Annotated in this window: 27 protein-coding genes; 10 read left to right on the top strand and 17 right to left on the bottom strand. The window is 39.5% G+C overall.

Going from position 1 to position 25,931, the window contains the following annotated elements:
- The first annotated feature begins 41 nt into the window (after positions 1 to 41).
- Entirely contained in the window at positions 42 to 2,027 is a 1,986-nt protein-coding gene (locus ABXG83_RS02360; protein ID WP_353549890.1) for an ABC-F family ATP-binding cassette domain-containing protein, read from the top strand.
- A gap of 96 nt (positions 2,028 to 2,123) precedes the next feature.
- On the opposite strand, the gene ABXG83_RS02355 is transcribed toward ABXG83_RS02360, so the two are convergent.
- The 4 genes from ABXG83_RS02355 to ABXG83_RS02340 all read right to left on the bottom strand — a co-directional run bounded on the left by ABXG83_RS02355 (position 2,124) and on the right by ABXG83_RS02340 (position 6,911).
- Positions 2,124 to 3,050: a fasciclin domain-containing protein gene (locus ABXG83_RS02355; RefSeq protein WP_353549889.1), complete on the bottom strand. Its 927-nt coding sequence runs from the start codon at positions 3,048 to 3,050 to the stop codon at positions 2,124 to 2,126.
- Between the two features lie 473 nt (positions 3,051 to 3,523).
- The gene (locus tag ABXG83_RS02350) at positions 3,524 to 4,627 is read right to left on the bottom strand and encodes a serine hydrolase domain-containing protein (RefSeq protein ID WP_353549888.1); all 1,104 of its coding nucleotides are present in this window, start codon (positions 4,625 to 4,627) and stop codon (positions 3,524 to 3,526) included.
- 204 nt (positions 4,628 to 4,831) lie between these two features.
- Positions 4,832 to 5,989 (bottom strand): acyl-CoA dehydrogenase, encoded by a 1,158-nt coding sequence (locus ABXG83_RS02345; RefSeq protein ID WP_353549887.1) that lies wholly within the window; start codon positions 5,987 to 5,989, stop codon positions 4,832 to 4,834.
- Positions 5,990 to 6,101: 112 nt separating this feature from the next.
- The gene (locus ABXG83_RS02340) at positions 6,102 to 6,911 is read right to left on the bottom strand and encodes an N-acetylmuramoyl-L-alanine amidase (protein ID WP_353549886.1); all 810 of its coding nucleotides are present in this window, start codon (positions 6,909 to 6,911) and stop codon (positions 6,102 to 6,104) included.
- 161 nt (positions 6,912 to 7,072) lie between these two features.
- Here ABXG83_RS02340 and ABXG83_RS02335 point away from each other — a divergent pair, with 161 nt between their 5' ends.
- From ABXG83_RS02335 to ABXG83_RS02325, 3 genes are all read left to right on the top strand, one after another.
- The gene (locus ABXG83_RS02335) at positions 7,073 to 7,681 is read left to right on the top strand and encodes a hydrolase (protein ID WP_353549885.1); all 609 of its coding nucleotides are present in this window, start codon (positions 7,073 to 7,075) and stop codon (positions 7,679 to 7,681) included.
- Between the two features lie 83 nt (positions 7,682 to 7,764).
- The gene (locus ABXG83_RS02330; RefSeq protein ID WP_353549884.1) at positions 7,765 to 9,108 is read left to right on the top strand and encodes a M24 family metallopeptidase; all 1,344 of its coding nucleotides are present in this window, start codon (positions 7,765 to 7,767) and stop codon (positions 9,106 to 9,108) included.
- Positions 9,109 to 9,148: 40 nt separating this feature from the next.
- Positions 9,149 to 9,733: a methyltransferase gene (locus ABXG83_RS02325; RefSeq protein ID WP_353549883.1), complete on the top strand. Its 585-nt coding sequence runs from the start codon at positions 9,149 to 9,151 to the stop codon at positions 9,731 to 9,733.
- Between the two features lie 138 nt (positions 9,734 to 9,871).
- On the opposite strand, the gene bshB1 is transcribed toward ABXG83_RS02325, so the two are convergent.
- The 7 genes from bshB1 to ABXG83_RS02290 form a co-directional block, all read right to left on the bottom strand.
- Complete coding sequence (bshB1, locus tag ABXG83_RS02320; RefSeq protein WP_353549882.1) at positions 9,872 to 10,600, bottom strand: bacillithiol biosynthesis deacetylase BshB1; 729 nt, start codon at positions 10,598 to 10,600, stop codon at positions 9,872 to 9,874.
- 102 nt (positions 10,601 to 10,702) lie between these two features.
- A complete protein-coding gene (locus ABXG83_RS02315) occupies positions 10,703 to 11,515 on the bottom strand; it encodes a hypothetical protein (protein WP_353549881.1) in 813 nt (270 codons plus the stop codon).
- Positions 11,516 to 11,661: 146 nt separating this feature from the next.
- Positions 11,662 to 11,913 (bottom strand): type B 50S ribosomal protein L31, encoded by a 252-nt coding sequence (locus tag ABXG83_RS02310; RefSeq protein ID WP_178889330.1) that lies wholly within the window; start codon positions 11,911 to 11,913, stop codon positions 11,662 to 11,664.
- Positions 11,914 to 12,056: 143 nt separating this feature from the next.
- Entirely contained in the window at positions 12,057 to 12,548 is a 492-nt protein-coding gene (locus ABXG83_RS02305) for a YajQ family cyclic di-GMP-binding protein (RefSeq protein WP_353549880.1), read from the bottom strand.
- Positions 12,549 to 12,808: 260 nt separating this feature from the next.
- Complete coding sequence (locus ABXG83_RS02300) at positions 12,809 to 15,256, bottom strand: TonB-dependent receptor (RefSeq protein ID WP_353549879.1); 2,448 nt, start codon at positions 15,254 to 15,256, stop codon at positions 12,809 to 12,811.
- A 214-nt stretch (positions 15,257 to 15,470) separates the two neighbouring features.
- A complete protein-coding gene (locus ABXG83_RS02295; protein WP_353549878.1) occupies positions 15,471 to 16,625 on the bottom strand; it encodes a prolipoprotein diacylglyceryl transferase family protein in 1,155 nt (384 codons plus the stop codon).
- Positions 16,626 to 16,781: 156 nt separating this feature from the next.
- On the bottom strand, positions 16,782 to 17,198 hold the full coding sequence (locus tag ABXG83_RS02290) for a BrxA/BrxB family bacilliredoxin (protein WP_353549877.1): 417 nt from the start codon (positions 17,196 to 17,198) through the stop codon (positions 16,782 to 16,784).
- A gap of 225 nt (positions 17,199 to 17,423) precedes the next feature.
- On the opposite strand from ABXG83_RS02290, the gene ABXG83_RS02285 reads away from it, so the two are divergent.
- From ABXG83_RS02285 to ABXG83_RS02270, 4 genes are all read left to right on the top strand, one after another.
- Entirely contained in the window at positions 17,424 to 17,852 is a 429-nt protein-coding gene (locus ABXG83_RS02285) for an Hsp20/alpha crystallin family protein (protein ID WP_353549876.1), read from the top strand.
- 141 nt (positions 17,853 to 17,993) lie between these two features.
- Positions 17,994 to 18,866, top strand: a complete 873-nt coding sequence (locus ABXG83_RS02280) for a TraB/GumN family protein (RefSeq protein WP_353549875.1) — start codon at positions 17,994 to 17,996, stop codon at positions 18,864 to 18,866.
- Positions 18,867 to 18,875: 9 nt separating this feature from the next.
- Positions 18,876 to 19,376, top strand: coding sequence for a sigma-70 family RNA polymerase sigma factor (locus ABXG83_RS02275; protein ID WP_353549874.1), 501 nt, complete (start codon positions 18,876 to 18,878; stop codon positions 19,374 to 19,376).
- A gap of 10 nt (positions 19,377 to 19,386) precedes the next feature.
- Positions 19,387 to 20,019 carry a hypothetical protein gene (locus ABXG83_RS02270; protein WP_353549873.1) on the top strand — a complete coding sequence of 211 codons (633 nt, stop codon included), beginning with the start codon at positions 19,387 to 19,389 and terminating at the stop codon, positions 20,017 to 20,019.
- Between the two features lie 2 nt (positions 20,020 to 20,021).
- Here ABXG83_RS02270 and ABXG83_RS02265 read toward each other — a convergent pair whose 3' ends face one another.
- The 4 genes from ABXG83_RS02265 to pyrR form a co-directional block, all read right to left on the bottom strand.
- A complete protein-coding gene (locus ABXG83_RS02265; RefSeq protein ID WP_353549872.1) occupies positions 20,022 to 20,456 on the bottom strand; it encodes a hotdog fold thioesterase in 435 nt (144 codons plus the stop codon).
- Between the two features lie 8 nt (positions 20,457 to 20,464).
- Complete coding sequence (coaD, locus tag ABXG83_RS02260; RefSeq protein ID WP_353549871.1) at positions 20,465 to 20,932, bottom strand: pantetheine-phosphate adenylyltransferase; 468 nt, start codon at positions 20,930 to 20,932, stop codon at positions 20,465 to 20,467.
- Positions 20,933 to 21,137: 205 nt separating this feature from the next.
- On the bottom strand, positions 21,138 to 22,064 hold the full coding sequence (locus ABXG83_RS02255; RefSeq protein ID WP_353549870.1) for an aspartate carbamoyltransferase catalytic subunit: 927 nt from the start codon (positions 22,062 to 22,064) through the stop codon (positions 21,138 to 21,140).
- A gap of 104 nt (positions 22,065 to 22,168) precedes the next feature.
- Complete coding sequence (gene pyrR, locus ABXG83_RS02250) at positions 22,169 to 22,690, bottom strand: bifunctional pyr operon transcriptional regulator/uracil phosphoribosyltransferase PyrR (protein ID WP_353549869.1); 522 nt, start codon at positions 22,688 to 22,690, stop codon at positions 22,169 to 22,171.
- Positions 22,691 to 22,772: 82 nt separating this feature from the next.
- Here pyrR and ABXG83_RS02245 point away from each other — a divergent pair, with 82 nt between their 5' ends.
- Entirely contained in the window at positions 22,773 to 23,855 is a 1,083-nt protein-coding gene (locus ABXG83_RS02245) for a DNA replication/repair protein RecF (protein WP_353549868.1), read from the top strand.
- A gap of 126 nt (positions 23,856 to 23,981) precedes the next feature.
- Positions 23,982 to 24,263: a DUF721 domain-containing protein gene (locus ABXG83_RS02240; RefSeq protein WP_353549867.1), complete on the top strand. Its 282-nt coding sequence runs from the start codon at positions 23,982 to 23,984 to the stop codon at positions 24,261 to 24,263.
- A gap of 7 nt (positions 24,264 to 24,270) precedes the next feature.
- On the opposite strand, the gene ABXG83_RS02235 is transcribed toward ABXG83_RS02240, so the two are convergent.
- Positions 24,271 to 25,359 (bottom strand): BT_3928 family protein, encoded by a 1,089-nt coding sequence (locus ABXG83_RS02235; protein WP_353549866.1) that lies wholly within the window; start codon positions 25,357 to 25,359, stop codon positions 24,271 to 24,273.
- Positions 25,356 to 25,907, bottom strand: coding sequence for a DUF1599 domain-containing protein (locus tag ABXG83_RS02230; protein ID WP_353549865.1), 552 nt, complete (start codon positions 25,905 to 25,907; stop codon positions 25,356 to 25,358). Before ABXG83_RS02230 ends, ABXG83_RS02235 begins: the two co-directional genes overlap by 4 nt.
- Between the last annotated feature and the right edge of the window lie 24 nt (positions 25,908 to 25,931).

Genomic DNA, 25,931 nt, shown 5'->3' with positions numbered 1-25,931 from the left:
CGTTTGCAATTACCTTTGCGCTCCTAAACCATTGTTAAGAAATGTTGATCGGCTTACAGAATGTGACTTTTGAATTTGGTGCCCGTGTGATCGTTGAAGATGCTACCTGGCATATACAACCCGGCGACCGTATCGGATTGATCGGTTATAATGGTACGGGTAAGTCTACCCTTTTAAAGGTATTGGTGGGAGAATATACACCCTCTAAAGGATCTGTTGAAAAAGGAAAAGATACCACGATTGGCTACCTGCATCAAGATCTATTAAGCTTTGACACCAATGAATCCATTACTGAAGTGGCATTGGGTGCATTTGAACGTGTGCGTCAACTGGAGAAAGAAATTGAAACACTGGGACATGAACTTGAAAAAGACCCGGAGAACAACGATCTACTGATTCGTTATACCGATGCCTTACATGAATTGGATGTATTGGATGGTTACAATATTCATCATAAAGCAGAAGAAGTATTACATGGATTGGGTTTCAGTAATGAAGACCTTATTCGTCCTTATAAAGAATTCAGTGGAGGATGGCGCATGCGTGTGCTGTTGTGCAAAATGATTCTGCAACAACCGGATGTGCTTTTATTGGATGAACCTACGAACCACCTCGATCTTCCTTCCATCGAATGGCTGGAAAAATATCTGTTGCATTACCAAGGCAGTGTGGTGATCGTGAGTCACGATAAATTTTTCCTGAATAGAATGGTCAATAAGATCGTAGAAGTTTATCAGCAACAATTACATATTTATTCTGGCAATTACAGCTACTATGAAACAGAAAAAGCGTTGCGCATAGAAATGCAGCAAAAAGCTTTTGAAAACCAGCAGGATTATATTCGCCAGCAAGAACGATTCATTGAACGATTCAAAGCCAAAGCCAGCAAAGCTGCTCAGGCGCAAAGTATCCAAAAGCGATTGGATAAAATTGAAAAGATCGAAGATGTAAAACTGGAACGTCCGGATCTGCGCATCAATTTTCAATTAGAGAAAGTTCCGGGTAAAGTATTGGTACAATTAAAAGATGCCAGTAAAAGTTTTGGCAAGATCAAAATTCTCGAAGGCGCACAAGCAGAGATCGAACGTGGTGATAAAATTGCATTGATCGGAGCGAACGGAAAAGGTAAATCAACCGTATTACGCATGGTAGCCGGCACTGAACCTTTTGAAGGCGAGCGTGTGTGGGGACATAATGTAGAAGAGAGTTTCTATGCACAGCACCAGTTGGAAGCACTGACCTTAACCAATACCATTCTGGAAGAATTGCAACAATGCGGAAGTAAGAAAACTGATGTAGAACTTCGAGCATTATTAGGCGCCTTTCTCTTTAGTGGCGATGACGTTGATAAAAAAATTCGTGTATTAAGTGGGGGTGAAAAAGCACGTGTAGCATTGGCCAAAACCATTGTAAGCAAAGGTAATTTCTTAATGCTCGATGAGCCGACCAACCACCTGGACATGCATTCAGTGGAATTATTGGCAGAAGCATTGAATAAATACGAAGGCACGATCATATTGGTCAGCCACGATCGTTATTTTATTTCAAAGACTGCAAATAAGATCTGGGAGATCGTGGATCATCAGATCAAAGAATTCAAAGGCACTTATCAGGAATGGGTGGAGTGGAATGAAAGAATGGAGAGAATCAAGGAGGAAGAGACAAGAGGAAAGAAACAAGAGACAAAGAAGGTACAAGAAACAGAAAATAAGACGCCCGTTGAAAACAAAAAGGTTGAAGTTATTGAACCTGTAAAACCCGCACCTACCAATCAACCGATTGATAGAGAGAAACAAAAAGAACTACAGAAACAAAAGAAAAGATTGAGCAATCTGGAAATAGAGTTAGATAAACTTAAGCAGGAAAAAGCACAACTAGAAAACGCATTGGGCGATCCCTCTAATTATTCTGACCCTACTAAATTCCAACAACTTGAAGCCTCTTATCAACAAGTCCAATCAAAATGGAATACGTTGAATCAAGAGTATGAAGAGGTATTTGAAAAAGTAATGGAAAGCGAATTGTAAAAAGTTAAAAATCAAAAGTCAAAAGTAAAAATGTAATGATACCTAACTACAACATTTTTACTTTTGACTTTTGATTTTTTATTTTCCAATCACCCCCTACGGCAGTAATACCGCATCAATCACATGCACTACACCATTGCTGGCAACAATATCAGTAGCCGTAATATTAGAAGCGGCCATATTACCATTACCTCTCACTTTGGCTCCTCCTGCTAAGGTTATGGTCACAGTTCCGCCATTAGCTGTTGCTGGTCTTGCACCTTCAGTAAGATCAGAAGAAAATACCCTTGCAGCGATCACATGATAAGTAAGGATAGATGCCAACGTATTGGGATCAGCCTGTTGTATGGATTCGATTGTTTGGAAACCTGCATTTTGAAAAGCTGTATTTGTTGGTGCAAAAACAGTGAATGGTCCTGCGCCAGACAATACCGCAGCTACATTGGTACTACCCTGACTTGCTCTAACAACCGCAGCAACCAAGAAAGATAAATTGGCATTTGACTGAGCCAGTTGTACAAGATTACCCGGAGGTGGCATCAACACTTTGTTGATCACATGAACGACTCCATTCGCAGCATCAACATCAGCAGTGGTTACTGCAGCTCCATTAACAAAAACCCCATTACCATTTTTAGTAACATAAACGTTTGCTTGACCGGCACTGGCTAACTCAGTGGTAGCAGTGGGGATCGCGCCGGATGCATACTCCTGTCCGAGTACATGATACAGTAGTATCTGACGTAATGTAGCTTCCGGCACAGCATTGATCGCAGCTTCTGTACCTAAGCCGGCAGCAGCAAATGCATTGTTATCCGGTGCAAATACTGTAAAAGTACCTTGTCCGGATAATGTTTCAACCAGTCCGGCCCTTACCACAGCTGTTCGCAATAATGATAAGTTTGAATTCTCTGTTACAAGCGTTGCAATGGTTTTAGCAGGTGCCGCTTCATCTTTTTTGCAAGACACGAATGCAAAGAGCGGCAAACATGCCAGCATCAGGATTTTAATGTGCTTCATCATACTTTTTGGTTTTTTGTTGGTTAATAATGGGATATGTAAAAGATGTTGTTTGTTGAAATGAACCATTCATGATGACATACATCTACACTTTTTGTGCATGATCACATAGTTATATTTCCATCGTTGCATTACACACATAGATGTATTGTTTGGACACATGACTGTTCCATTGATTTGGCATTAAGAGACAGGGGTAGATGCAAATAGTGATGTTATAAATAGTATCAGCTGATAGCTAAGTATAACGATCTCAACATATCATGTCGTCATCAAAAAGGGTTAATTGTGATCGTGTTGTGTAGGATAACATCGATCTGTATGCTTATCAAGAGGGGGTGATAATGGAACAACAATGCAAAAGTTTTGTTCTGATAATTTTATAAAAAAATGTAATAGAACATCTCTGTAAAAAAGATGAGAAGAATACAGCATGAAAGATTGAACAAACTTTTTCTTTTTACTAAAGAATGGTCTTATCGATCAAATTTTTCAACCACAAATTTTTGTGGCAATGCTTTTATGTAAAATGAAGCGATAGCCCTTGCAAGTCCGGGCAATAATTCACCATCATTACTTAATACTATGAATGTGTAGCCTTCCTTAGGGAATCTGAGAATTTCTGCTAAGCCTGGTCCACCACTATGTCCGGCATATGTAATACCATTTTCATTTTCCAATATCCAACCTGCGCGTGTGTAGGTTGATTTTTTTACTCCAATATCATCTCGTCCATAAATCATCCCATCCACCAACTGTTTGGAGAACAATTGATCATTATCAAGCCCTATAGCCCAATTCGTTAAATCACTAATGGATGCATAATAAGCACCAGCTGCATAATAAAATTGCGGATAAATGAACTTGTAGCCTTGCAGGTTGCCTTTTAAATCATAATAAGTTGTTGCTCTTTCTTTCATAAGACGGGTCCTCATTAAGCTTCCTGTTTTAGCTTCCATATCATAACCGCCGTCGTTCATTTTGAGTGGAATCGAAATTTCATCGTTGATCAAATCTGGAAATGACTTGTGGTATATTTTTCCTAGGATATATGATAAGAGCATAAAATCAGCCTGCGCATAATGCTGATCGGTTCCGGGGATATATTCCAATGTAGAATCTTTTAAAGATCGAACGACAGCATCAACAGGTGTATATGGATCTCCTTTGAATTCCCTTAACCCACTCGAGTGACTGATCAAATGCTTGATGCGCATAGATTTCCACGATTCAGGAATGGTATCTACATATAAAGCTACCGGATCTTCCAAATGAATTTTACCTGCGCTAATGGCTTTTAGTAAAAGCGTAGAGGTCATCAATTTGGTACAAGAAGCGATTTGAAAATTAGTATGTGAAGAAACCTGAGCATTCCATTCCAAATTCGCCATTCCGTATACGGATTGATTGATCACTTCTCCATTTTTTACTACTGCAATAGCAATACCGGTTATCTTCAGCATCTTCATTTTCTCATTGATAAATGAATCTACTGCAGTATTTATCACTTTCTCATTAGATAGGACGTTAGCCATGGTACAGAAGAACAAGGCTATAATTAGGACGATTTTCTTATTCATGTTAAAAATGGCTAACGAGTACATACATTATATGCTTTGCCATTCTTAACGTAGATTATTCAAAATGTTACAGAAGAAACTGTTACAACAAAAAATCATACGATACTATCGGAATCATCCACCCTACTTCAGATGCGTCATCGGGATCATAAAAAAAGGTGAGCTAATGCTCACCTCTGATTATAACTTTTGATTTTTTACTTTTTACTTACTTAAAATACTTCTACTGATCACAATCCGCTGCACTTCACTCGTACCCTCGTAAATCTGTGTGATCTTCGCATCGCGCATCAATCTTTCTACATGATATTCTTTCACAAAACCATAACCACCATGCACCTGTACCGCTTCTGTTGAGATCCACATCGCTGCTTCACTGGCATATACTTTCGCCATAGATGAACTCAGCGTATAATCAAGCCCATTATCTTTTTCCCAGGCTGCTTTTAAACAAAGTAAGCGAGCAGCTTCTATTTTAGTGGCCATATCCGCCAGTTTGAACTGGATCGCCTGATGGTGCATGATCTCTTTACCAAATGCCTTACGCTGCTTACTGTAAGCCAATGCCAATTCATAAGCACCGCTGGCGATACCCAATGCCTGAGAAGCAATACCAATTCTACCACCTGCCAATGTTTTCATAGCGAATTTGAAACCGAAACCATCTTCACCGATCCTGTTCTCTTTTGGCACTTTCACATCTGTTAATAGAATGGTGTGTGTATCACTACCGCGAATACCTAATTTATTTTCTTTCGCTGCAACGGTTACGCCCGGCCAGCTTTTTTCTACAATAAACGCATTGATGCCTTTACTTCCTTTTGCAGGATCTGTTTGAGCGATCACCAGGTACACAGAAGCGGATGAACCATTGGTGATCCAGTTCTTTGTACCGTTCAATAAATAATGATCTCCCATATCTTCTGCAGTAGTACGCTGACTGGTAGCATCACTACCCGCTTCAGGCTCACTTAATAAAAAAGCTCCGATATACAATTCACCATCTTTACGTCCTTGAGCCAATGGTGTCAGGTATTTTTGTTTTTGCTCTTCTGTACCAAATGTTTCCAATCCCCAACATACCAGACTATTGTTTACACTCATACAAACACTGGTACTGGCATCCACTTTACTGATCTCTTCCATCGCCAATACATAACTTACGGTATCCATTCCGGCGCCACCATATTTAGGATCCACCATCATCCCCATAAAACCCAATTCAGCCAGTTTCATGATCTGCTCTTTGGGAAACTGCTGTTTCTCATCACGTTCAATTACTCCGGGCAAGCACTCATTCTGAGCAAAATCACGAGCTGCTTTCTGAATCATTACATGTTCTTCACTAAGTTGGAATTGCATATCTTTTATTTTTGGCGGTGCAAAAATAAGCTAACAAACGTTAGGAAAAGCGATTTTTGATTTTTTGATGGCTGATTTTTTGATTTACATCAAAAAATCAAGCAATCAGAGATCAATAATATTTCTTCTGGAGATTGTTCAGGACACTTTTGTCCAAATCATTGATCCGCTTAGTAGTATCCTGTAAGAAATGCCTTTTGAAGGCCTGGATAGCCGCACTGGTATCTTTAACGTCATACCCAATGATGCGCAATGCCTGTATATGGTTAAAATCAGCCGGTACAGCTTCCCGGTTTTCATCATACCAGAGGCCAAACCCTTTTTCTGCTAATAATTTCCAGGGGAATCGATAATTGGGATCGTTTTTACGGGTAGGTGCAATATCACCATGACCTATAAAATTGGCAGCAGGAATGGCATACTGTTTTTTGAGTCTGTCTAGCAGGCTTAATAAACAATTGATCTGCAAACTATCGAATGGCTCAAATCCATTATTATCAAGTTCAATACCGATCGATACCGAGTTGATATCAGTTTGATTACCCCACTTCCCTACTCCTCCATGCCATGCCCTTAAATAATCATTGAGCATATGATGTAAGACACCTGATTTACAGATTACATAATGCGCACTTACCGAAGTACGGGGCAAAGTAAATGTTTTGAGTGTTTGATCACAGGAATTCTGAGCTGTATGATGAATGATCACAAAAGTTGGCTTACGCAAGTTGAAATTGGTGGTACCAACCCAATAAGGCGGCAATAAAGCAGAATCAGAAAATGTACTTTCTATAGGTAATGCCGCAATTTCTTTGGCGTATGTTTTCACTTTTTGTTTGTAGACCTTGTTGGTAGACTTATAAGGATGTGTTGAACAAGCAATCACTGTCAATACTAAGACGAGTAAAACTGTATTTCGCATATGTTGAGTTAAAACGGAAAAATACAAAGAAATGATCATGATGAATCCTTATTCACCAGTATCTCTTATTTACTTATTTTTATTCAGTGTACTTCTGAGTCTTCAGTGGCAAATCCATTGCTACTGAGTTCAGTGAGAGGCACTGAAATAAATGATGGACTATGTCTTTACACTTAGGAAGAACAAATTTTGGAGATCCTGCAAATAAAGGAAATGTATTAACCAGAGAAGAAGCAGAAACTTTGTTTCATGAATGGGTTTTGAATCCCAGACTGAAGCTGCATATGCGGCAGGTTGGACATCTGATGAAATGCTGGGCTGCTGAAAAATTACAGGCCAACGAGACAGAACAGTGGAGATGGGAAATGGCCGGACTTTTACATGATGCTGATTGGGATCAGTGGCCTGAACTACACTGCAAAAAAATCATTGAGGAATTGGAACAACGCAATATAGACCCCGAGATCATTCGTGCTATTGCATCGCATGGACATCATTACTTTGGCGTGATTCCGGAAACTGAAATGGATAAAATGCTATATGCATTTGATGAACTTTCTGGTTTGATACATGCATATTCACTGATGCGTCCGGGAGGATATGAAGGAATGGATGTAAAAGGAGTCAATAAACGACTCAAAGAAAAATCTTTCGCTGCGAATGTTTCAAGAGAAGATATCAAAGATGCCTGCGAAAGAGCTGGGATAGAGTTGAATGATTTGATTGGTTTTATCATTCCAAGACAGAGGGACGTGAGTAGTGAGTATTGAAAACAAAGTCAAAAGCGAAAATTCAAAATAAAAAATCAGACAGTCTACATCTGCTATCTGACATCTACCATAAACTGCTTCGTATGAAAAAACTACTGTTATTTTTTGCCATCGCTGTATTTGGTGCACTCGTGGCTCGTGCGCAATATATTTTACCGTTGAAAGAACAATCAAGAGTGATCGATGAGTTATTAGCAGAACGTTTGAACCATTTGTTACCCGGATTAATGAAAGAAGAAGGTATTGATATGTGGATCGTTATTTCAAGGGAATACAATGAAGATCCGGTGATCAAGACCATGTTGCCATCTACATGGATATCGGCAAGACGAAGAACCATACTGGCTTTCTATAATCATCCCAATGGTACAATAGAAAAATATGCCATTGCCAGATATAATGTAGGCAATGAGATCAAAGCAGCCTGGGATATGAATCAATTCCCGGATCAATGGGATGCGCTGGTTGATCTGATCAAACAAAAGAATCCGAATAAGATCGGCTTGAATTATTCCACACATTATGCGCATGCAGATGGGCTCACTTTTACGGAACAAAAAGAGCTGATGGCCAAATTGTCCGCTGCTACTGCTTCGAAAATAGTCAGTGCAGAAAAGTTAGCAGTACGTTGGTTAGAGACCAGAACAGAAAGAGAAATGCAACTATATCCACAACTGATACAGATCACACATGATATCATTCGGGAAGGATTCTCAGAAAAAGTGATCATGCCGGGCGTTACAACAACTGATGATCTTGTATGGTGGTTCAGACAAAAGATACGTGATCTAGGTCTCGACACATGGTTTCATCCTTCTGTAGCAGTGCAAAGAAATGATCCACAGAATTTTGACCACTTACGTTCTTTTTCAAATCGACCTAAAGATGAAGTCATTCGTACAGGTGATCTTTTGCATGTGGATATTGGCATTACCTATTTAAGACTGAATACAGACATTCAACAACATGCATATGTATTACAACCGGGAGAAAAATCGGCTCCTGATTATTTGGTCAAAGCTTTTGAAAAAGGGAATCGTTTACAGGATATTCTAACCTCACAATTCAAAACAGGAAAAACAGGAAATCAGATTTTGGCAGATGCCCTGGCACAAGCTAAATCAGAAAATATTCAGGCTGTGATATACACACATCCGATCGGATTTCATGGACATGCTGCCGGACCTACCATTGGCTTGTGGGATCAACAAGGAGGTGTGCCCGGATCCGGTGACTTTCCACTACACAAAAACACTGCTTATTCTATTGAGTTGAATGCAGCATCTGAAATTCCACAGTGGAAAAAATCCATTCGTATCATGTTAGAGCAAGATGGCTTTTGGGATGGAAATCAATTCAGATATATCAGTGGCAGACAAATAAAACTAATTACAATTCCATCGCATGCATCACATATCGGTGATTGACTTGTTGCTGATGTAATCTAACGGAACCAAAGAACTATTGATGAATCAATTTCTTTCAGGAGAATACTGGAACAATAGATACCTACAACAACAAACAGGTTGGGATATTGGCAATGTTTCCACACCACTTAAGGAATACATTGACCAGTTGACTGACAAAGATTGTAGCATTCTTATTCCCGGCGGTGGTAATAGTTACGAAGCATTGTACTTATTGGAACAAGGTTTTACAGATATCACGGTAATTGATTTGGCGCCAGCTGTAACTGAAAAATTAAAGCAACAAACTGTTACAAATGCAGATAAAATAAAGATCATTACAGGTGATTTCTTTGATCTTGAAGGACAATATGATCTGATCCTCGAGCAAACTTTTTTTTGCGCCATTGATCCTGAATTGCGAAAACAGTATGTGATTAAAATGGCAGCTTTACTAAAACCTCATGGTAAACTGGTAGGCGTATTGTTCAATAGAAGCTTCGAGGGCGGGCCTCCTTTTGGCGGTAATGAAACCGAATATAATCATCTATTCTCTTCAACGTTTCGCCATATCCGCATGGAGCCATGCTACAATTCCATCCCACCGCGAGTAGGCAGTGAATTATTTATAGTGATGAGGAAATAGGTTATAGTTTATGGCTTATAGCTAATAGTCCATGGGGAGAATAGTTTCATAATTGGGTGCAGGTTGACCACTTTTACTGTACCATAGGCAATTGAACTATTTGCTATAAGCAATGGCCCATCAACCAGGAGTCTGCTACTAAGTACTGTGCTTAATGATCGCATCAAAACTACTGATGCCAATGATCTTCTCCGTGATATAGCCTTCTGCATAACCGACACCTATCCTTTTTCCGAGCATCATGGCGCGTGCTTTCACTGTTTCAAGGAATTGTGGTGTTGAGATATACGTTTGAGGCTCATCTCCTCCTGTGCTATTGAATTGTGTAGTATAGGCTAAAATGGATTGGATTTTTTTATCCATGTGTGCGGTAATATCTATCACAAAAGAAGGTTGAATGAAGCGATCCTGAATATAATGAAACACATAAGTGGGTCTCCATGCCGTTTGCGCAGTACCATTGTGCGAGGTTTCAATTTTACGAAGACCAGATAAGAATGCAGCATCAGAAACCAGCTTGGCACTTCTACCATGATCAGGATGTCGATCTTCCGGAGCATTGGCAAGAATGATCTCCGGTTGGTACTTTCGGATCATCTCGATCACCAGTCGTTGGTTAGCTTCATCATTTTGAAAAAATCCGTCAGCCATTCCCAAATTTTCACGCACCTGTACGCCAAGTATCTCAGCTGCAGCAGCTGCCTCCTGTTTACGAGTTTCAGCAGTACCTCGAGTACCTAATTCGCCTCTGGTCAGATCGACAATACCCACTTTTTTGCCCTCGGCTAATGCAGCGAGAATCGTACCTGAACAACCAAGCTCAACATCATCCGGATGAACGCCAAATGCCAATATATCCAGTTTCATACTTTTCAATTGAATCACAAAGGTAAGGTTTGCATTTTCATAAATAAGAAAGGGTATTCCTGAGAATACCCTGACTTGATCGGTTGATTGCTTGCTTGTCTATTAGTAGTAATAAAATAAAGTGTTCGTCTCTATCAATACCCCTGACGGATCCTGGTATTGAAATTTCTTTGTCATTGGTTTCGACTGCGGATCATACGTAAATATGCTATTGAATATGGTCGTGATATTGGGCACATCCCTTTTCACAATTCTCTTTCCCGGATTATTTTTCAATCGAACAATACCAAAATAATAAGGCACTTGTCTAACCAGCTCTTCTGCATTGAATTTATTGTCATAATCTGAATACTCAATGGTCATATGTTTGACCAATTGCCCAGTAAAAGCATTCACTGCATAAGCAACTTCTTCCTTCAAATTACCATCGGGGTAAAAACTATAATTATGCAAAGCACTGAACTCGTAACCACGAGCGGCTCCGTTGTAGACATAGATTTCCATAGATGTGAGTACATCATTCACATAATTAAACAATTTATAAGAAGACTTATGTTGATTGATGTATTCACTAATAGCGATCACTTTACCATTCTCATAACTGTATCGATATGATCGATCTTCACTGCTATTGATCCGTTCAACTTTACCGGTAGCATCGTACACAAAATTATAACTGACCCCGTCTCCATTCACAGGATCAATATTGTTGATGAGTTTGGCGATTCTTCCATCAGCCAAATAATACAGCGAATCAAAAGCGCCGGTATCATATACTAATTTAGCCAGCTTGCCCGTTGGCTGTTGCGGCTGAGGCGGCGGTAATTGAGGAGTGATAGGTTGCTTCTTACAAGCAGTGAACATCAGACTTGAAACGATGAGTGTTGATGTTATAATTTGTCGGATCTGTTTCATTATTACGAATTGTAACAGCAAAACTATCTCTAGGATGCCCCAATGTCTATCGCATAACAATGTGGTTGATGATGAACGGAAATATTGAGCAAAAAAAAGTCCCGCAAGTGGTACAAGCGGGACTATCAATATGGTTGAAGTTGAAATTACTTCTTCTTCTCGTAACGCTTCTTGAATTTATCGATACGACCTGCAGTATCAACCAGCATGTTTTTACCGGTATAGAAAGGGTGAGAAGTATTAGAGATCTCCAATTTGATTACTGGATACTCATTACCATCTTCCCAAACGATGGTTTCTTTTGAAGCTGCAGTTGAACGGCTCAGGAATGAATGTCCATTACTCATATCCTTGAACACAACAAAACGATAATTTTCCGGATGGATACCTTGTTTCATAATTTTTATTTTTAGGTGGTACGGATTTGGCCGTACGCTTATTTTAAGGACTGCAAAAGTAAAGAAATACAGGTTATTTGCCAAAAAATGACTGCAAAAGAACCAAGTATAAAGGAACAATCGTCAAGAATGCAAGGTTTACGTTAGCTTTTCATGTTGATATACTGCAGGGGGATACCAAATCCACCGGCATTACATTTCGCTATAACTTCCTGTAAATCATCGATTTTCTTGGCTGTTACCCGGATAATATCATCCATAATGGCGGCCTGAACCTTCAAACCACTGTCTTTGATCATTTTTACGATCTTTTTGGCATCTTCCTGCTTCAGTCCATTTCTAACGGGGACTTCTTTTTTCACCACTTTACCACTGGGATATGCATCTTTTGAAAAATCGAAAGCATTGCCATCGATTCCTTGTTTAATGGCGCGGCCTATGAGGACATCGATCAACTGCTTCATTTTCATATCACTCTCTACTTCCAGCGATACGATAAAATCTTTTTTATTGAGTTCAATAGAAACATGAGAATCCCTAAAGTCGAATCTGCCTGCAATTTCTTTTTTTACAGTGTTGATGGCATTATCCAAGGTTTGCAGATCTACTTTGCTGGCAATATCAAAAGAAGGCATGGTGTTGTTTTTTGCAAAGATAGGGAGGTTGGTGGATGGTTCATAGTCCATGGTCCATGAACTATGGGCCAAAAAAAAGCCCCGATAGACATCGGGGCCGCCTTCTATATAATGCACATGAGAAAAAAACAAAGTTGATGCAGCTAAATTGACAGCTTAGGGCTACATAAAATTGTCAAATAAGGATGAACGGAGTCATTTTAGTTCGAATGGGAAATTGTATCTATTCTTCCGCCAAACTCCGTTCATCATTCTGTCAATTAATTACCTCCACCGATATTGACGCGATTCTGTTCTTCATTTGCACCACCTCTTTTACGCTGCGCTGCAGTTTTCCCTTTGCTAAAGCGATAAGTAAAGCTCAAGTTAACTACACGACTATCTCTAGCCTGACGAATCGTTACATCAACATTCTGATATCTGCTGTATCCACGGAATTGTTGCGTATATAAGATATCACGTGCCACCAGTCTGATGGTACCTTTATTTTTCATTACTTGTTTGGTAAAGCCAATGTTCAATCCACCCATAGATTTCATTGCCAACACTCCTTCTACTCCACCTGTGCGATAAAATCCACTCAACTCCGCACCCCAGCCTTTTGGCAATGTAAATTGGTTTGAGATATTGGTCATAAATGTTGCACCTGTTACTGATATTTCTCCACCATTTACCACACCTGTGAACTTGTTATAAAATCCATTCATGTAGATATTGGTTCTGAACCATTTTGTAACCGGCATACCCAGACTTACGGAAGCCCCTAGATTTTGTCTGCGTGCGATATTACTTTTCTTCATGAAGGAAGAGTTCGTACTATCGATCTGTTCCAGCACATCCTGCAGAATATCATTGGTCGTACTATAGTTGATAGAGCTGTTCAAAATCCCTTTAAAAGTGTGTGTAAGCTCAATGTTATGGCTGAATTGTGGTCTCAGGTATGGATTACCGACCTGGTAAGTATATTTATCCAGGAAGTAAAAGAATGGGTTTAGATCTTGATAATTCGGACGATCGATACGGCGACCATAACTCAAAGCGAACTGATTTTTTTCATTTGATGTATAACCGATATACATGGTTGGAAACACTTGTGTATAGTTCCGCTTGAATACTTCTCCGGTTGTTAACTGATTACCAGTGATGTTGGTATTCTCAGCACGAAGTCCTAATTGTGCACTCCATTTTTTGCTGAATTGTTTATTCAAATTCAAATAAGCGGCATTGATATTTTCTTTGTAGAGAAAGTGATTGCTACGCGTAACATCATTCACAAATGAAGTACCGTTCCAATTGGCATACTGAGCATCGTTATCCGTATTCACATAACTACTCTTCCACCCTGTTTCCAATTTCATTTGTCCTTTGAGTGATTGTGAATAATCGGCTTTGATACTATAGATATTGATCGCTGCAGGTAAAATACCACGTAAGATCTCTTTTGGCGCTTTGATACTACCGTTATGATCATAGAAATCATTGGTCAGCATTTGTGTGTTATCCTGTGTGTATCTGATATAGTCAGCGTCCATTGTCAATTCCTTACCAGTGCTATCAAATACATGGCGCAGATTCATGTTCACACCCACATTATTGAAATGCAAATGAACATCATTGATTGCTTGTGTACGTGTTACCAATGCACCCATTGGATCTTTAATAAAGGTTGTATTATCTGTATACTCAATTCCTTTACTATCGTAACCATTTACAACTAACCCTAAAGTGGTTTTCTTATTCATAAAATAATCAAACCCTGCTTTATAGTTATAACTCTTGAACTCACGCTGATTGTCTGCGAGTTGATCAAAAGTTGACAATAACGCATTGGTGGTTTGATTGCGGAAGTTTCTGTCGATCTTCAGCTCTCCAAAATTCTCATTGTAGTTATGACTGGCATTTCCGAAGAAGTTCATTTTACCTTTTCTATAGTTCAGGTTAATGCTGTTATTGGTTTTTGGAAGAACACCTTGTGTATAACCTGTGGTAATACTGGCGTTATAGCCCATCACTTTACTCTTTTTTGTTTTGATATTAATGACACCAGAATTACCAGAAGCATCAAAACGTGCAGGAGGATTGGTCATGATCTCAATTGATTCGAGGTTTGAGCTTGACATGTTGTTTAACATATTAGCCAGATCCTGTGCACTGAGGTAAGTAGGTTTACCATCTAACATTACTACCACACCTTGTTTTCCTTTAACACTGATATTACCATCTTTATCAACTGAAATACCCGGAGATTTTTCTAATACTTCCATTACCGTAGTACCGGCATTGGTTGGAGAAGCATCCACATTAATGATCGTTCTGTCCAGCTTTTGTTCGATAAAGGGCTTTTTAGAGGTAACTACTACACCCTGTAACTCTTTTGAAGCATTTACCAAGGTAACCGGTTTAACTGTATAGGATTGTCCATTACCCAAATCAAAAGATTCACTGTAATATTTGGCATATCCTACAGACTGTATAACCACCAGGTATTTGCCGGCAGCTAGTTTTTCAACTTCAAACTGACCGGCTTTATCGGTAACGGCCAATTTTACTACTGAAGAGTCTTTAGCGCGTAAAACACCCACTGAAGCTGCTTCAACTGCTTTTTGGCCACCATTTACGGTACCATTTACTTTCGCTGTTTGTGCCTGAACTGCCATGGACATTGTTGTGAGTCCGATTGTGGCGAGCATGGTCATCAACTTTCTCATACTTAGTTTATTTTAAGGTTTTTAGTTCTCGTTGTTGCTAATTACAGAACAAAACTATGTACTATGTTTTGCATAGTACATAGTTTTATAATGAACGGTGCTTTACAAGGATGAGCGGTAAGCGATGAAAAACCGGTAAAAAAGCGACAAAAAAAATCGTCTATCTGATTGATTATCAGATAGAAGATTTCATTTAGGAGATAATTAGAGTAGGTTATTTAGCATACTTGGCAAACCAATCTTTTGCCTTCACCATCAATATAATACCTGCAATAATCATTGTTAATGATATCAATTCAGCCTGAGTGGGCTGGAATGGAAGATCTTCATACTTGGTATTTACCCTGATCTTTTCGATGAAAAAGCGCTCCAATCCATTCAAGATCAGGTAAAGTCCTGCCAATTGACCGGCAACTTTTAACTTCTTACGATAATACCATAACACCCCAAAAAGGAACATACAAGCGATAATCTCATACAATGGGGTTGGATAAACAGGGGGTATCAACTCATTACAATAAGGTCCTTCACAACCTGCAATGGGTTTACCTTCACCAATCACATTATGGGGATAGTTATATGCCCATAACCAATCGGGCATCCAACTAATAGGTTTAGGATTAGTATTAACGATACCCCAATCACCATCTCCACTCACTTGACATCCGACTCTTCCAAACGCATAAGCAAACATCATGGTAGGTGCCATTGCATCTGCAAGATGAATGACATTGATCTTTCTTTTGCGTGCAAACACAACTATAGCGATCCCTGCACAGATCAACCCACCATAAAAAGTAAGTCCACTAAAAGAGATCAATGCCCCGATCGGGTCTTTTGAAAACTCATTCCAATTTTCGAGATTATGAAACACTTTCGCACCCAAAAAACCAAATACTGCTGCGTAGAGCACAAAATCTCCTACTCTATCATGAGGCCAGATACGGATCACTCTTTCTTCCGGCTTATCCAATTTTTGTTTTTGTTTTTCCCACCATTTCAATCCTCCAAAAACCAATCCCACCAATAATCCCATCGCTAAACTACCTTTTGAAGACAAGATAAATGCTTGAGGATCATTGAATGCATCATCGGTTACGAACGCACCAATGATCTTATAACCAAAAACAAAACCCAGTAAAAAATTGATCAATAATTCACTAAAGGATGCCGGTGCTCCAACAAAAATCTTTTCTTCTGTAAATGTGAAGAGACCCTGGTTTTGCTTTCTTTTCAATTCGAGGGTCAGTATCCATGCGGAAAGAATAAAAGAAAGTGCTACAAAGAATCCAAAGCTGTTGACAAGTTTCAATCCTTCCAGTTCTATTCCAAATATGTCTTTGAAGGCGTAGTATAAATTAGGATACATAGTTAAAGGGTCTATAGATCATGCAAACTTTGAGTGATGCAATGATAATCAGAATTTATGATACGGAAAGCCGCTTTCATATGAACAAAAAAAGAGGCTCTGCCAAAGCAGAGCCTATACTTACTAACCCATCCGTGAACAAAACTAAGGTAAAAATTAATTGCAATGCTCATCAAAAACCGAAATCAGGTGCTGTGCGATGACCTGAGCCGGACGACCTTCGATCTGATGGCGCTCTACCATACTCACTAATTGTCCATCCTTGAACAAAGCGATGGCCGGAGATGATGGTGGATAAGGTAATGTGTGCTTACGAACCTGATTCACAGCCTCCATATCAAAGCCTGCGAAACTAGTGGTAAGCCTGTCTGGACGCTTTGTGGCATTTTGAACAGCCATCAAAACTCCAGGTCTGCAAGTGCCTGCTGCACAACCACATACGGAATTAATAACCACCAATGTGGTACCTTCCTGTTTTAATGTTTGATCAACCGAATCAGCGGTGGTCAGCTCTTCAAAACCATTGTCGGTCAACTCTGCTTTCATCGGTAATACTATCTCTGCGGGATACATAATTGCTTGTTTATTTAGTACAACACAAAATTACTATTAAAAGTTGTAACACTAAAAAAAGCATAATAAAGCCATTTTGTCGCTAAGAAATACCTAAAAGCGTCATTTTGTCTCTTTTTTAAGATTAGAATTGCCATCCTGCCTCATTATTGGATCAAAATTGCCAATGGTACATCCTTTGAAGAATAGTAAGGGTAATCATTTAAAAACTAAAAACATAAGAATATGACACTTGTAAAACACAACACCGTTCCTTTTAACAGTCTTTTCGACGAACTCTTTAATCATTTCCCTGCAACATGGGGTAGAGACGCGAACCAGGCTTATGCTGTAGTTCCTGTCAACATTCATGAGACCAATGAAGGTTATCACTTGGAATTGAATGCTCCTGGAAGGAACAAAGAGGACTTCAAGGTGAATATTGAGAACGGCTTATTGACGATCAGCTATGAGAAAAAGGAAAGTCAGGAACAAAAAGATTACAAAACAATCAGAAGAGAATTCAGCTTCCGCTCATTCAAGCGCAGTTTCACGATCGATGAAAAGATCAATGCAGACGGTATTCAAGCGCGTTATGAAAACGGCGTATTGAAAGTATATCTGCCAAAAAAAGAAGAAATAAAAGTATCTCCGAAAGAGATTTCGATCTTATAAAATTTTCATAGTAGTGTCTCACCAGACACATACATGCAGTTGGTTTTGGTTACGCCCCGGGTTTCTACCCGGGGCTTTTTTTGTCGTTTAGTAATATTTTGCGTTCTTGAACGACACATGCAAAAAGCAAAGACCATCAATATGTTATCCAGATTTTTCATATTACTGATATCGGCCCTAACTTTTAGTAACACATCTTCTTTTAGCCAAGAGCAGCCCAAAAATTCATTATTATGGATGATCAGTGGCAAAGACCTCTCCCGCCCCTCTTTTGTATTCGGCACTTTTCATATGATGTGTAGATCTGATTTTTCAATTACGGATAAACTCAAAGAAAAGCTCCAAAATACAGAACAGTTTTACGGCGAACTCGACATGGACGACCCGACTTTACAAATGTCGTTGATGGGTAAAATGCGCTTAAAGGATAAAACACTAAAAGACCTGATGAGCGAGTCTGAATTCAGTGCTATCAGTGAGCAGTTCCAGCGGATCACAGGCATGTCATTTCAAATGTTCAATCAATTCACGCCATTCATGCCTTTGAGTTTATTAACGATGAGTAGTATTGAATGTGCAGATAAAGTTCAGCCTGAGAGTGAATTTGTAAAGCTGGCTCAAGAAAAAAAACTGCCCATTTTAGGTCTTGAAACCATCGATGATCAGATAGCTGCGATCAATAGTCAACCCCTGGATTCTCAGTTGCATTCTTTAAAAAGAATGGTGCTATCATACGATAGCGTAAAACAAGTGATGACCAAGATGGTGGATGTTTACAAACAGAACAATGCTGACAAGCTATATGATTTCATCAAAGAAAATAGTAATGGAAATGATCAGTTTGAAACAGATATGCTGATCAAGAGAAATAAAAGATGGATTCCTGTCATTGAAAAAGCCATTCATGAAAAGCCAAGTTTTTTTGCTGTAGGAGCAGGTCACTTAGGTGGTAATGAAGGTGTACTTGAACTACTGAGAAAACAAGGCTATACACTCACCCCTGTATTGTACTAATTTAGCTAGATGTCCAAGGAGAAGGAATTCATAGCATTACTTAACGAGCACCAACGCATCATCCATAAAGTGTGTAATCTTTATATGGATGCACATGCTGATCGTGAAGACCTGTTTCAGGAGATCACGTTACAAGCTTGGAAAGCGTATGGTAATTTCAGAGGTGATGCAAAATTCTCTACCTGGCTCTACCGCGTTGCATTGAATACCGCCATTACTTTTTTCCGAAAAGAAAAAAGACAACCGGATATTTTTTCTACCGAAGCAGTACCCGACTTCAATGCCAATGATGCTTACGACCCCATCGAAGAACAGGTAAAAGCCATGTACGCAGCGATCGGCGAATTATCAAAAATTGATAAGGCCATCGTGATGCTGTATCTGGAAGATTATAACTACAATGATATTGGAGAAATGATGGGTATTACTGCTAATAATGTTGCGGTGAAAATGAACCGCATCAAAACAAAGCTGAAAGAATCCACACAAAAATATATGACCCCCGCATAAATGAAGTGTTATGGAATTGGATGAACTAAAATATCAACTCAATCAGAAACTGGCAACGGATCATGCCAGTCGCAGCGATGCTGATCTTTCTGTATTACTGAAGAAGAAAACACATTCTGTGATCAGCAAACTGAAAAGAAGCCTGATCATTGAAATGGTTTTATGCATACTTTTTTTTGCAGCCATGCTCTACGTTTGTTTCATCACAAACTACTGGTCTGTTCGCTTGTATTTTGGTGTATTTACAGTACTCACCGTCCTAATGACATTTGTCCTTTATTATCTGTATCGCAGAACTTCCACATTGAGTAATTCAGATCAACCTATTAAAAACAACTTACAAATGCTTGTTGGATTACTGGAAGAGTTTGTTAAGCGTTACTTCCAGTTCACAATGGCCTTATTGCCTGTTTGTTTCATGTTCTCTATGATCTTATCATATGCAGATCCCGTTGAAATCCCGGAGATCGAAAAGTTTTCTGTGAAAATTTTTACTGCCCGCTGGCAGGTGATGTTATTCCTCGGACTTTATATGATCACTTTAGCAGTGGCTGTTTACTATTTTACGAAATGGTACCTGAAGAAGCTGTATGGTAATTATTTGCAGGAACTGAAACAGTATATTACAGAATTGGATCAGTGATATCAGCCTTTGCGTTTTAAGACTGCAACGGTAAGACGACTAATACACACAAGTTTTTCTCGTTCATCGTAGATCTTGATCTCCCATACCTGAGAACTGGCACCGATATGCACAGGCTTCGCCACTCCTGTCACCAAACCATTGCGAACACTACGCAAATGATTGGCATTGATTTCTTGTCCCACACAGATCAATTGCTCATGATCAACCACCAAAGCAGCACCTACACTTCCCAACGTTTCCGCCAAAGCCACTGATGCACCACCATGCAATAATCCATAGGGTTGTTTTGTACGATGATCTACAGGCATGGTTGCTTTCAGATAATCCGCTCCGACTTCTGTAAATATCATTCCCAAATGTTCACCCATGGTGTTCTTTCCCAGTGGTTGAATATCTTCCACGGTGAGGTCTTTTTTAAACCAGATCACTGACATACTGCCGTTTATTTTTGAATAGATTGAATCACTGCTTCCGGAAGAAAAGGAGAAGCATCGCCCCCATTTTTAAGAATATCTCTGACAATGGTTGATGCTACAGAAGTGTATTTAGGCTCACCTGTCAGAAAGATGGTTTCAATATTTTTATCCAGTGTGCGATTGGCATCAGCGATGGTTTTCTCATATTCAAAATCACTCACATAACGAATACCTCTCAATATGAATCTTGCTCCGATCTTTTTACAATAATTGATTGTCAAGCCTTCATACACAACACTCTTGACCCTGGGTTCATCGCGATAGATCTCTTTGAACCATTCCATACGCTGCTCCGGACTAAACATCGGCGACTTAGCTGAATTGATACCGATACCGATATAGATCTCATCAAACAAAGGCAAGGCCCTGTTGATGATATCGATATGACCTAATGTAACTGGGTCAAAAGTTCCGGGGAATAAACAAATGCGCATGAAAGTGATTTAGAGCACTAAGTAACAGAAAAAAGAACAAAGTAGGTTAAATGTGTTACAGACCCCTTGTAGGAAGATACAAGGGTGAAGAAACAAGATACAAGGAAGACATAAGGAAGAAGCAAAAGATAAGGAACCAGAAAATCACTATGTACCAGATCTCACTTGCAACTTGAAGCTTGTGACTGGAAGCTTAAAATACTACTTACGCTTGCTCATTCGCCAGCAAATACAACACTGCCATTCTCACAGCTACTCCATTTTCTACCTGGTTCAAAATAATTGAGAATGGTCCGTCAGCAACATCGCTATCCAATTCTACGCCTCTGTTAATGGGACCGGGGTGCATGATGACGATCTCTTTACCGAGACCTTCCAGTAATCGTCTGTTGATACCGTATGCCAGATTGTATTCACGAAGCGAAGAGAATAAAGGCTGATTTTGTCTTTCGAGCTGAATCCTTAACACATTTGCAACATCGCACCATTGCAAGGCCTTCTTCAGATTGTATTCAACGCGCACATCTAAAGCCTGTTCAATATATTTTGGAATGAGTGTAGGCGGACCCGCAATCGTGATCTCGGCACCCATTTTTTTGAGCAGATACATATTACTCAAAGCAACACGGCTATGCATGATATCCCCTATAATGGCCACTTTCAGTCCTTCCAATTTTCCCAATTTCTCTTTCATCGAAAACGCATCCAATAAAGCTTGTGTTGGATGTTCATTGATCCCATCTCCTGCATTCACGATTGCCGCGGGAATATGTTTAGCCAGAAAGTGAGGAGCACCAGATGCACTATGACGCATCACCACCATATCCACTTTCATACTAAGGATATTATTCACCGTATCCAGTAAGGTTTCCCCTTTTGCAGCTGAAGAGGTAGTAGCGGCAAAATTCAATACATCTGCAGAAAGTCTTCTTTCAGCAAGTTCAAAAGACATCCGTGTGCGGGTTGAATTCTCATAAAAGAGATTCACGATCGTTACATCACGCAGTGATGGCACTTTCTTGACAGGTCTTTGTAAAACTTCCTTGAATTGTTCTGCTGTAGTAAGAATTAACTGAATATCATCTCGGGTGAGATCTTTAATACCAAGGAGATGTTTGGTAGAGAGTTTCATTAAAGGTCAAAGATAAAGTAAAAACAAATACATTGATATAGCAGCTCTCAGATCTCAGATATCAGATTTTTATGCTAACAATTTACATCTGACATCTGACATTCTTAAATCAATATCACCTCATCCACCTCATCCCTCTCCTTCCAGCAAACCTTGACTTTCTGAGATATGATAGTATCAATGGTTTTGCCGGAGAAATCAGGCTGAATGGGCAGTTCGCGACTAAAACGGCGGTCGATCAACACGCAAAGCGAGACTTTGGCAGGTCTTCCAAAATCCAGTAACGCATCCAATGCCGCTCGGATCGTTCTACCGGTATACAGGACATCATCAATCAAAATGACGTGCTTATTCTCTAAACTGAAAGGAATATCGGTACTATTAGCAATATGCAAACCCTGACGCACATCATCCCTATAAAAAGTGATATCCAGTTTTCCATACCGTATGGCTTCTGCTGTCGTTAAACTGCGCAACTCTCCCACAATACGGTCACTCAGAAAAATACCTCTTGGCTGTAATCCAATGATCACTGTATCCTGCAATGTGGCATTGTTTTCAAGTATCTGGTGTGCCAATCGCTTTACCGTAAGGGTCAATTGCTGTGCTGATAATATCGTCTTCAAACCAATTTTTTATTAAAAATAATTGCTTTCCCTGATACCTGCCATGAATTATTCCGGCTTGGGTGCTTTAATTTGCCGTCTTATGTTCCGTTTGAGTGAAATAACATTGGTTCAGTTTCGCAATTATTTGCAGCAATCTTTCCATTTTAAGGAGAGAATTGTAGGCATATGCGGACAAAACGGTACCGGCAAAACCAATTTATTGGATGCGATCTATTACCTAAGTTTTTCCAGAAGTTATTTTACTCGTCCGGATGCACAAAACGTTCACCATGGATCTTCCGGCTTACGGATACAAGGACACTACATCAGGGGAGAAAAAACAATGTCCGTAATTGCCATTGTTCGTGAAACAGGAAAAAAAGAACTTCAGTTAGATGGAGAACCCTACAAAAAGTTCTCAGACCATATCGGCAAAATGCCCGTAGTAATGATCGCTCCAGATGATGTGGAATTGATCAGTGGACCCGGTGAAGAGAGAAGGAAATTTCTGGACACACTATTATCCCAATTGGATCACTCCTATTTACAGCAACTCATTAACTATCAAAAGATCTTACAACAAAGAAACAGTTTACTGAAGCAAGCAGCCGAATCAGGCCATGTTGATGAAACATTATTGTCTATCTTAAATGATCAACTATGTGATAGCGGCAACTTTCTCTACCATGCACGTAAAGATTTTCTAACGAGTTTGCTGCCATTGGCTTTTACCATCTATGAACGTATTGCCGGTAAATCAGACAGCCTTTCCTTAGCATACTACAGTCCGTTATCATCGAATGATTTTAAAGAACTGCTACAAATCAATCGTGCCAAAGATCTGGCCTTACAGCGAACCAGTTCAGGTATCCATCGTGATGATATCATACTTTCCATGGGTGATCAATTATTCAAATCAGAAGCTTCACAAGGACAAAGAAAAAGTTTACTCTTCGCACTTAAGTTGGCGGAGTGGCAGATACTAAAAGAGAAAAAAGGGTTTACTCCTATCCTATTACTAGACGATGTTTTTGAAAAATTGGATGATGCGAGAATGTCACAATTATTACAATGGGTTTGCACAGAAAGCGACGGACAAGTATTCATTACTGACACGCATCCCGAAAGGCTAAAACAACAGTTAACTGGCACAAAAGTTCCGTTTCAAATGATTACACTATAATGCAAAAGTCAAAAGTAAAAAGACATAAATGAAGGCTGATCTTCTATATGGCATGAATTATTAGCCTTCTGCTTTGATTTTTGACTTTTGATTTTTGACTTTTCACTTTTCACTTACCTTTACCCCATGTCAGAATTCCACATTGGTGATGCGATCAAAGGCTTTTTAAAAAAGAGCAATCTCCGTAATGGCGTAAGAGCCGTGCAGATTGAAGACATCTGGGAAAAACTGATGGGCAAAACGATCGCCAGATACACCGATAAAATTCAGATCATCAACCAAAAACTTTTTATTACCACCAGCGTAGGTCCTCTCAAGAATGAGTTACTCTATCAAAAAGCGCAAATCATTGAACGCGTGAATGAAGCTTTTGGTGAGAAAGTGATCACTGAAGTCATCATCCAGTAAGCCATATTTATGGAATCAAGCGAGCAGCTTTTCCCGCCGGTAATTTTTCCTTGACCAAAGACCCATTCATCAGAAAATAAGTAGGATTCACCCTTGCTGCAGTTTTAATGACTGTGGCATCTCCTTTTAAAATGGTTATATCAGGGAATAGGCTCTTGGCTTTTTCAGCGTCTGCAGTTACGATCATAACAACCACTCCTTTTGACACCCATTTTTGGTATTGAGCAAGAAACTCCTCTTTCCATTGATCAGTGGTACTCATATCTTTTGCCAAAACCAGCACATAATCTTGCTTACGTGCAAATACAGCTTGCGTTGTATCTTCTCCCATAAAATTCTGTAAAGAAAAGTCAACGATCTTAGCAGTCAATCCATTCCCCTTTCGGATCAATTTATCTTCTCTATCTACATATTCATAGGTAGAATCAAAATCAGCAGGAAACGAAGCTTGATCAAAACTGATCTCTTTCCCATCCTTTTTATATTTAAATACAATGGAAAAACTATCAGGAATCGCACCTTCCGGTGTTTTCATTTGCTCTACAATATCATTTCCTTTTTTATATGGCAAACAGTCTATCAGTGGCAAATACTTCAATACATACCATTGCAAAGCTGCTGTTGCGAGCAGGCTAATGAATACGATCGTGATACTTCCTGTTTCGCTCATCATGGCAGGCACACGATCCACGGTGAACAATAGGATCAGGATGAGCACAAATAAAATGATGTCTTTGCCGAAAGACATGGCAGGTGTTAATGGAATACAATCTCCAAAGCATCCGCATGTTTTGATTTTGCCTGAGAATAAAGCATAGCCAGTAAGGAAAGTGAAGAAGATGATCAGCCATAAAAGCATCCATGTAATACTGCGTAAACGCCACCCGACGATCACTGCCACTCCGGCAACGATCTCAAACACATTCATCACCAATGAAAATACCAAGGTATAATCATGCAGAAAATGCCATCCCCACACTTCAAAAAATTCCTGCATTTTATAACTCAGTCCCAATGGATCATTGGCCTTTACCAATCCTGAGAAAATAAACAGCAATCCAACGATCCAGCGGATCAAAGTAATGAGTGTTCTCATGCGTGATGTTTTCCTTCGTCAATTAATATCAATGCAAATACTGAATAGTTGATGATATCTACATAATTAGCATCAATGCCTTCACTGATCAGGGTTTTACCATCATTTTCCAAAATTTGTCGGATCCGTAATAATTTCATCAATATCAGATCCGCAAAGCTTTCCTGACTCATATCGCGCCATGCTTCTCCGTAATCATGGTTTTTATCCAACATGGTATTTTTAGCGAAGGCTATGTACTTATTGTAATTCGCTTCTACCAGATCAACAGGCAATTCCTCTACTTGTGGATTCCCCATTTCCAATTGTATCAGACCAATGACCGCATAGTTAATGATGCCTTTGAATTCAGAGGGAATATCGTCCCCTACTTTTTGGGTTTTCAGGTCTTGAATGGTACGGATACGTAATGCTTTGATGAATATCTGATCCACCACCGAAATAGTACGCAATACGCGCCATGCAGTACCATAGTCTTTTGTTTTCTTGATGAAAATATCTTTACAAGCTCGAATGGCGTTATCGTATTGTTGATTTGTTGTGCTCATTTTTCAAGAACCGCTTAGGGCTTT

The sequence above is a fragment of the Sediminibacterium sp. KACHI17 genome (assembly GCF_040362915.1).
Classification (GTDB): Bacteria; Bacteroidota; Bacteroidia; order Chitinophagales; family Chitinophagaceae; genus Sediminibacterium.
This window is presented reverse-complemented; position numbering and strand designations above follow the sequence as displayed.

Coding starts and splice junctions, on each gene's coding strand:
- ABXG83_RS02350 (WP_353549888.1), bottom strand. CDS start 4,627: ATGAATAAGAAAATCGTCCTAATTATAGCCTTGTTCTTCTGTACCATG.
- ABXG83_RS02300 (WP_353549879.1), bottom strand. CDS start 15,256: ATGAGAAAGTTGATGACCATGCTCGCCACAATCGGACTCACAACAATG.
- ABXG83_RS02265 (WP_353549872.1), bottom strand. CDS start 20,456: ATGTCAGTGATCTGGTTTAAAAAAGACCTCACCGTGGAAGATATTCAA.
- ABXG83_RS02305 (WP_353549880.1), bottom strand. CDS start 12,548: ATGCCTTCTTTTGATATTGCCAGCAAAGTAGATCTGCAAACCTTGGAT.
- ABXG83_RS02360 (WP_353549890.1), top strand. CDS start 42: ATGTTGATCGGCTTACAGAATGTGACTTTTGAATTTGGTGCCCGTGTG.
- ABXG83_RS02345 (WP_353549887.1), bottom strand. CDS start 5,989: ATGCAATTCCAACTTAGTGAAGAACATGTAATGATTCAGAAAGCAGCT.
- ABXG83_RS02330 (WP_353549884.1), top strand. CDS start 7,765: ATGAAAAAACTACTGTTATTTTTTGCCATCGCTGTATTTGGTGCACTC.
- ABXG83_RS02245 (WP_353549868.1), top strand. CDS start 22,773: ATGTTCCGTTTGAGTGAAATAACATTGGTTCAGTTTCGCAATTATTTG.
- ABXG83_RS02235 (WP_353549866.1), bottom strand. CDS start 25,359: ATGAGAACACTCATTACTTTGATCCGCTGGATCGTTGGATTGCTGTTT.
- ABXG83_RS02335 (WP_353549885.1), top strand. CDS start 7,073: ATGTCTTTACACTTAGGAAGAACAAATTTTGGAGATCCTGCAAATAAA.
- ABXG83_RS02295 (WP_353549878.1), bottom strand. CDS start 16,625: ATGTATCCTAATTTATACTACGCCTTCAAAGACATATTTGGAATAGAA.
- ABXG83_RS02230 (WP_353549865.1), bottom strand. CDS start 25,907: ATGAGCACAACAAATCAACAATACGATAACGCCATTCGAGCTTGTAAA.
- ABXG83_RS02340 (WP_353549886.1), bottom strand. CDS start 6,911: ATGCGAAATACAGTTTTACTCGTCTTAGTATTGACAGTGATTGCTTGT.
- bshB1 (WP_353549882.1), bottom strand. CDS start 10,600: ATGAAACTGGATATATTGGCATTTGGCGTTCATCCGGATGATGTTGAG.
- ABXG83_RS02275 (WP_353549874.1), top strand. CDS start 18,876: ATGTCCAAGGAGAAGGAATTCATAGCATTACTTAACGAGCACCAACGC.
- ABXG83_RS02280 (WP_353549875.1), top strand. CDS start 17,994: ATGTTATCCAGATTTTTCATATTACTGATATCGGCCCTAACTTTTAGT.
- ABXG83_RS02270 (WP_353549873.1), top strand. CDS start 19,387: ATGGAATTGGATGAACTAAAATATCAACTCAATCAGAAACTGGCAACG.
- ABXG83_RS02315 (WP_353549881.1), bottom strand. CDS start 11,515: ATGAAACAGATCCGACAAATTATAACATCAACACTCATCGTTTCAAGT.
- ABXG83_RS02285 (WP_353549876.1), top strand. CDS start 17,424: ATGACACTTGTAAAACACAACACCGTTCCTTTTAACAGTCTTTTCGAC.
- ABXG83_RS02290 (WP_353549877.1), bottom strand. CDS start 17,198: ATGTATCCCGCAGAGATAGTATTACCGATGAAAGCAGAGTTGACCGAC.
- ABXG83_RS02255 (WP_353549870.1), bottom strand. CDS start 22,064: ATGAAACTCTCTACCAAACATCTCCTTGGTATTAAAGATCTCACCCGA.
- coaD (WP_353549871.1), bottom strand. CDS start 20,932: ATGCGCATTTGTTTATTCCCCGGAACTTTTGACCCAGTTACATTAGGT.
- ABXG83_RS02240 (WP_353549867.1), top strand. CDS start 23,982: ATGTCAGAATTCCACATTGGTGATGCGATCAAAGGCTTTTTAAAAAAG.
- ABXG83_RS02310 (WP_178889330.1), bottom strand. CDS start 11,913: ATGAAACAAGGTATCCATCCGGAAAATTATCGTTTTGTTGTGTTCAAG.
- ABXG83_RS02325 (WP_353549883.1), top strand. CDS start 9,149: ATGAATCAATTTCTTTCAGGAGAATACTGGAACAATAGATACCTACAA.
- ABXG83_RS02355 (WP_353549889.1), bottom strand. CDS start 3,050: ATGATGAAGCACATTAAAATCCTGATGCTGGCATGTTTGCCGCTCTTT.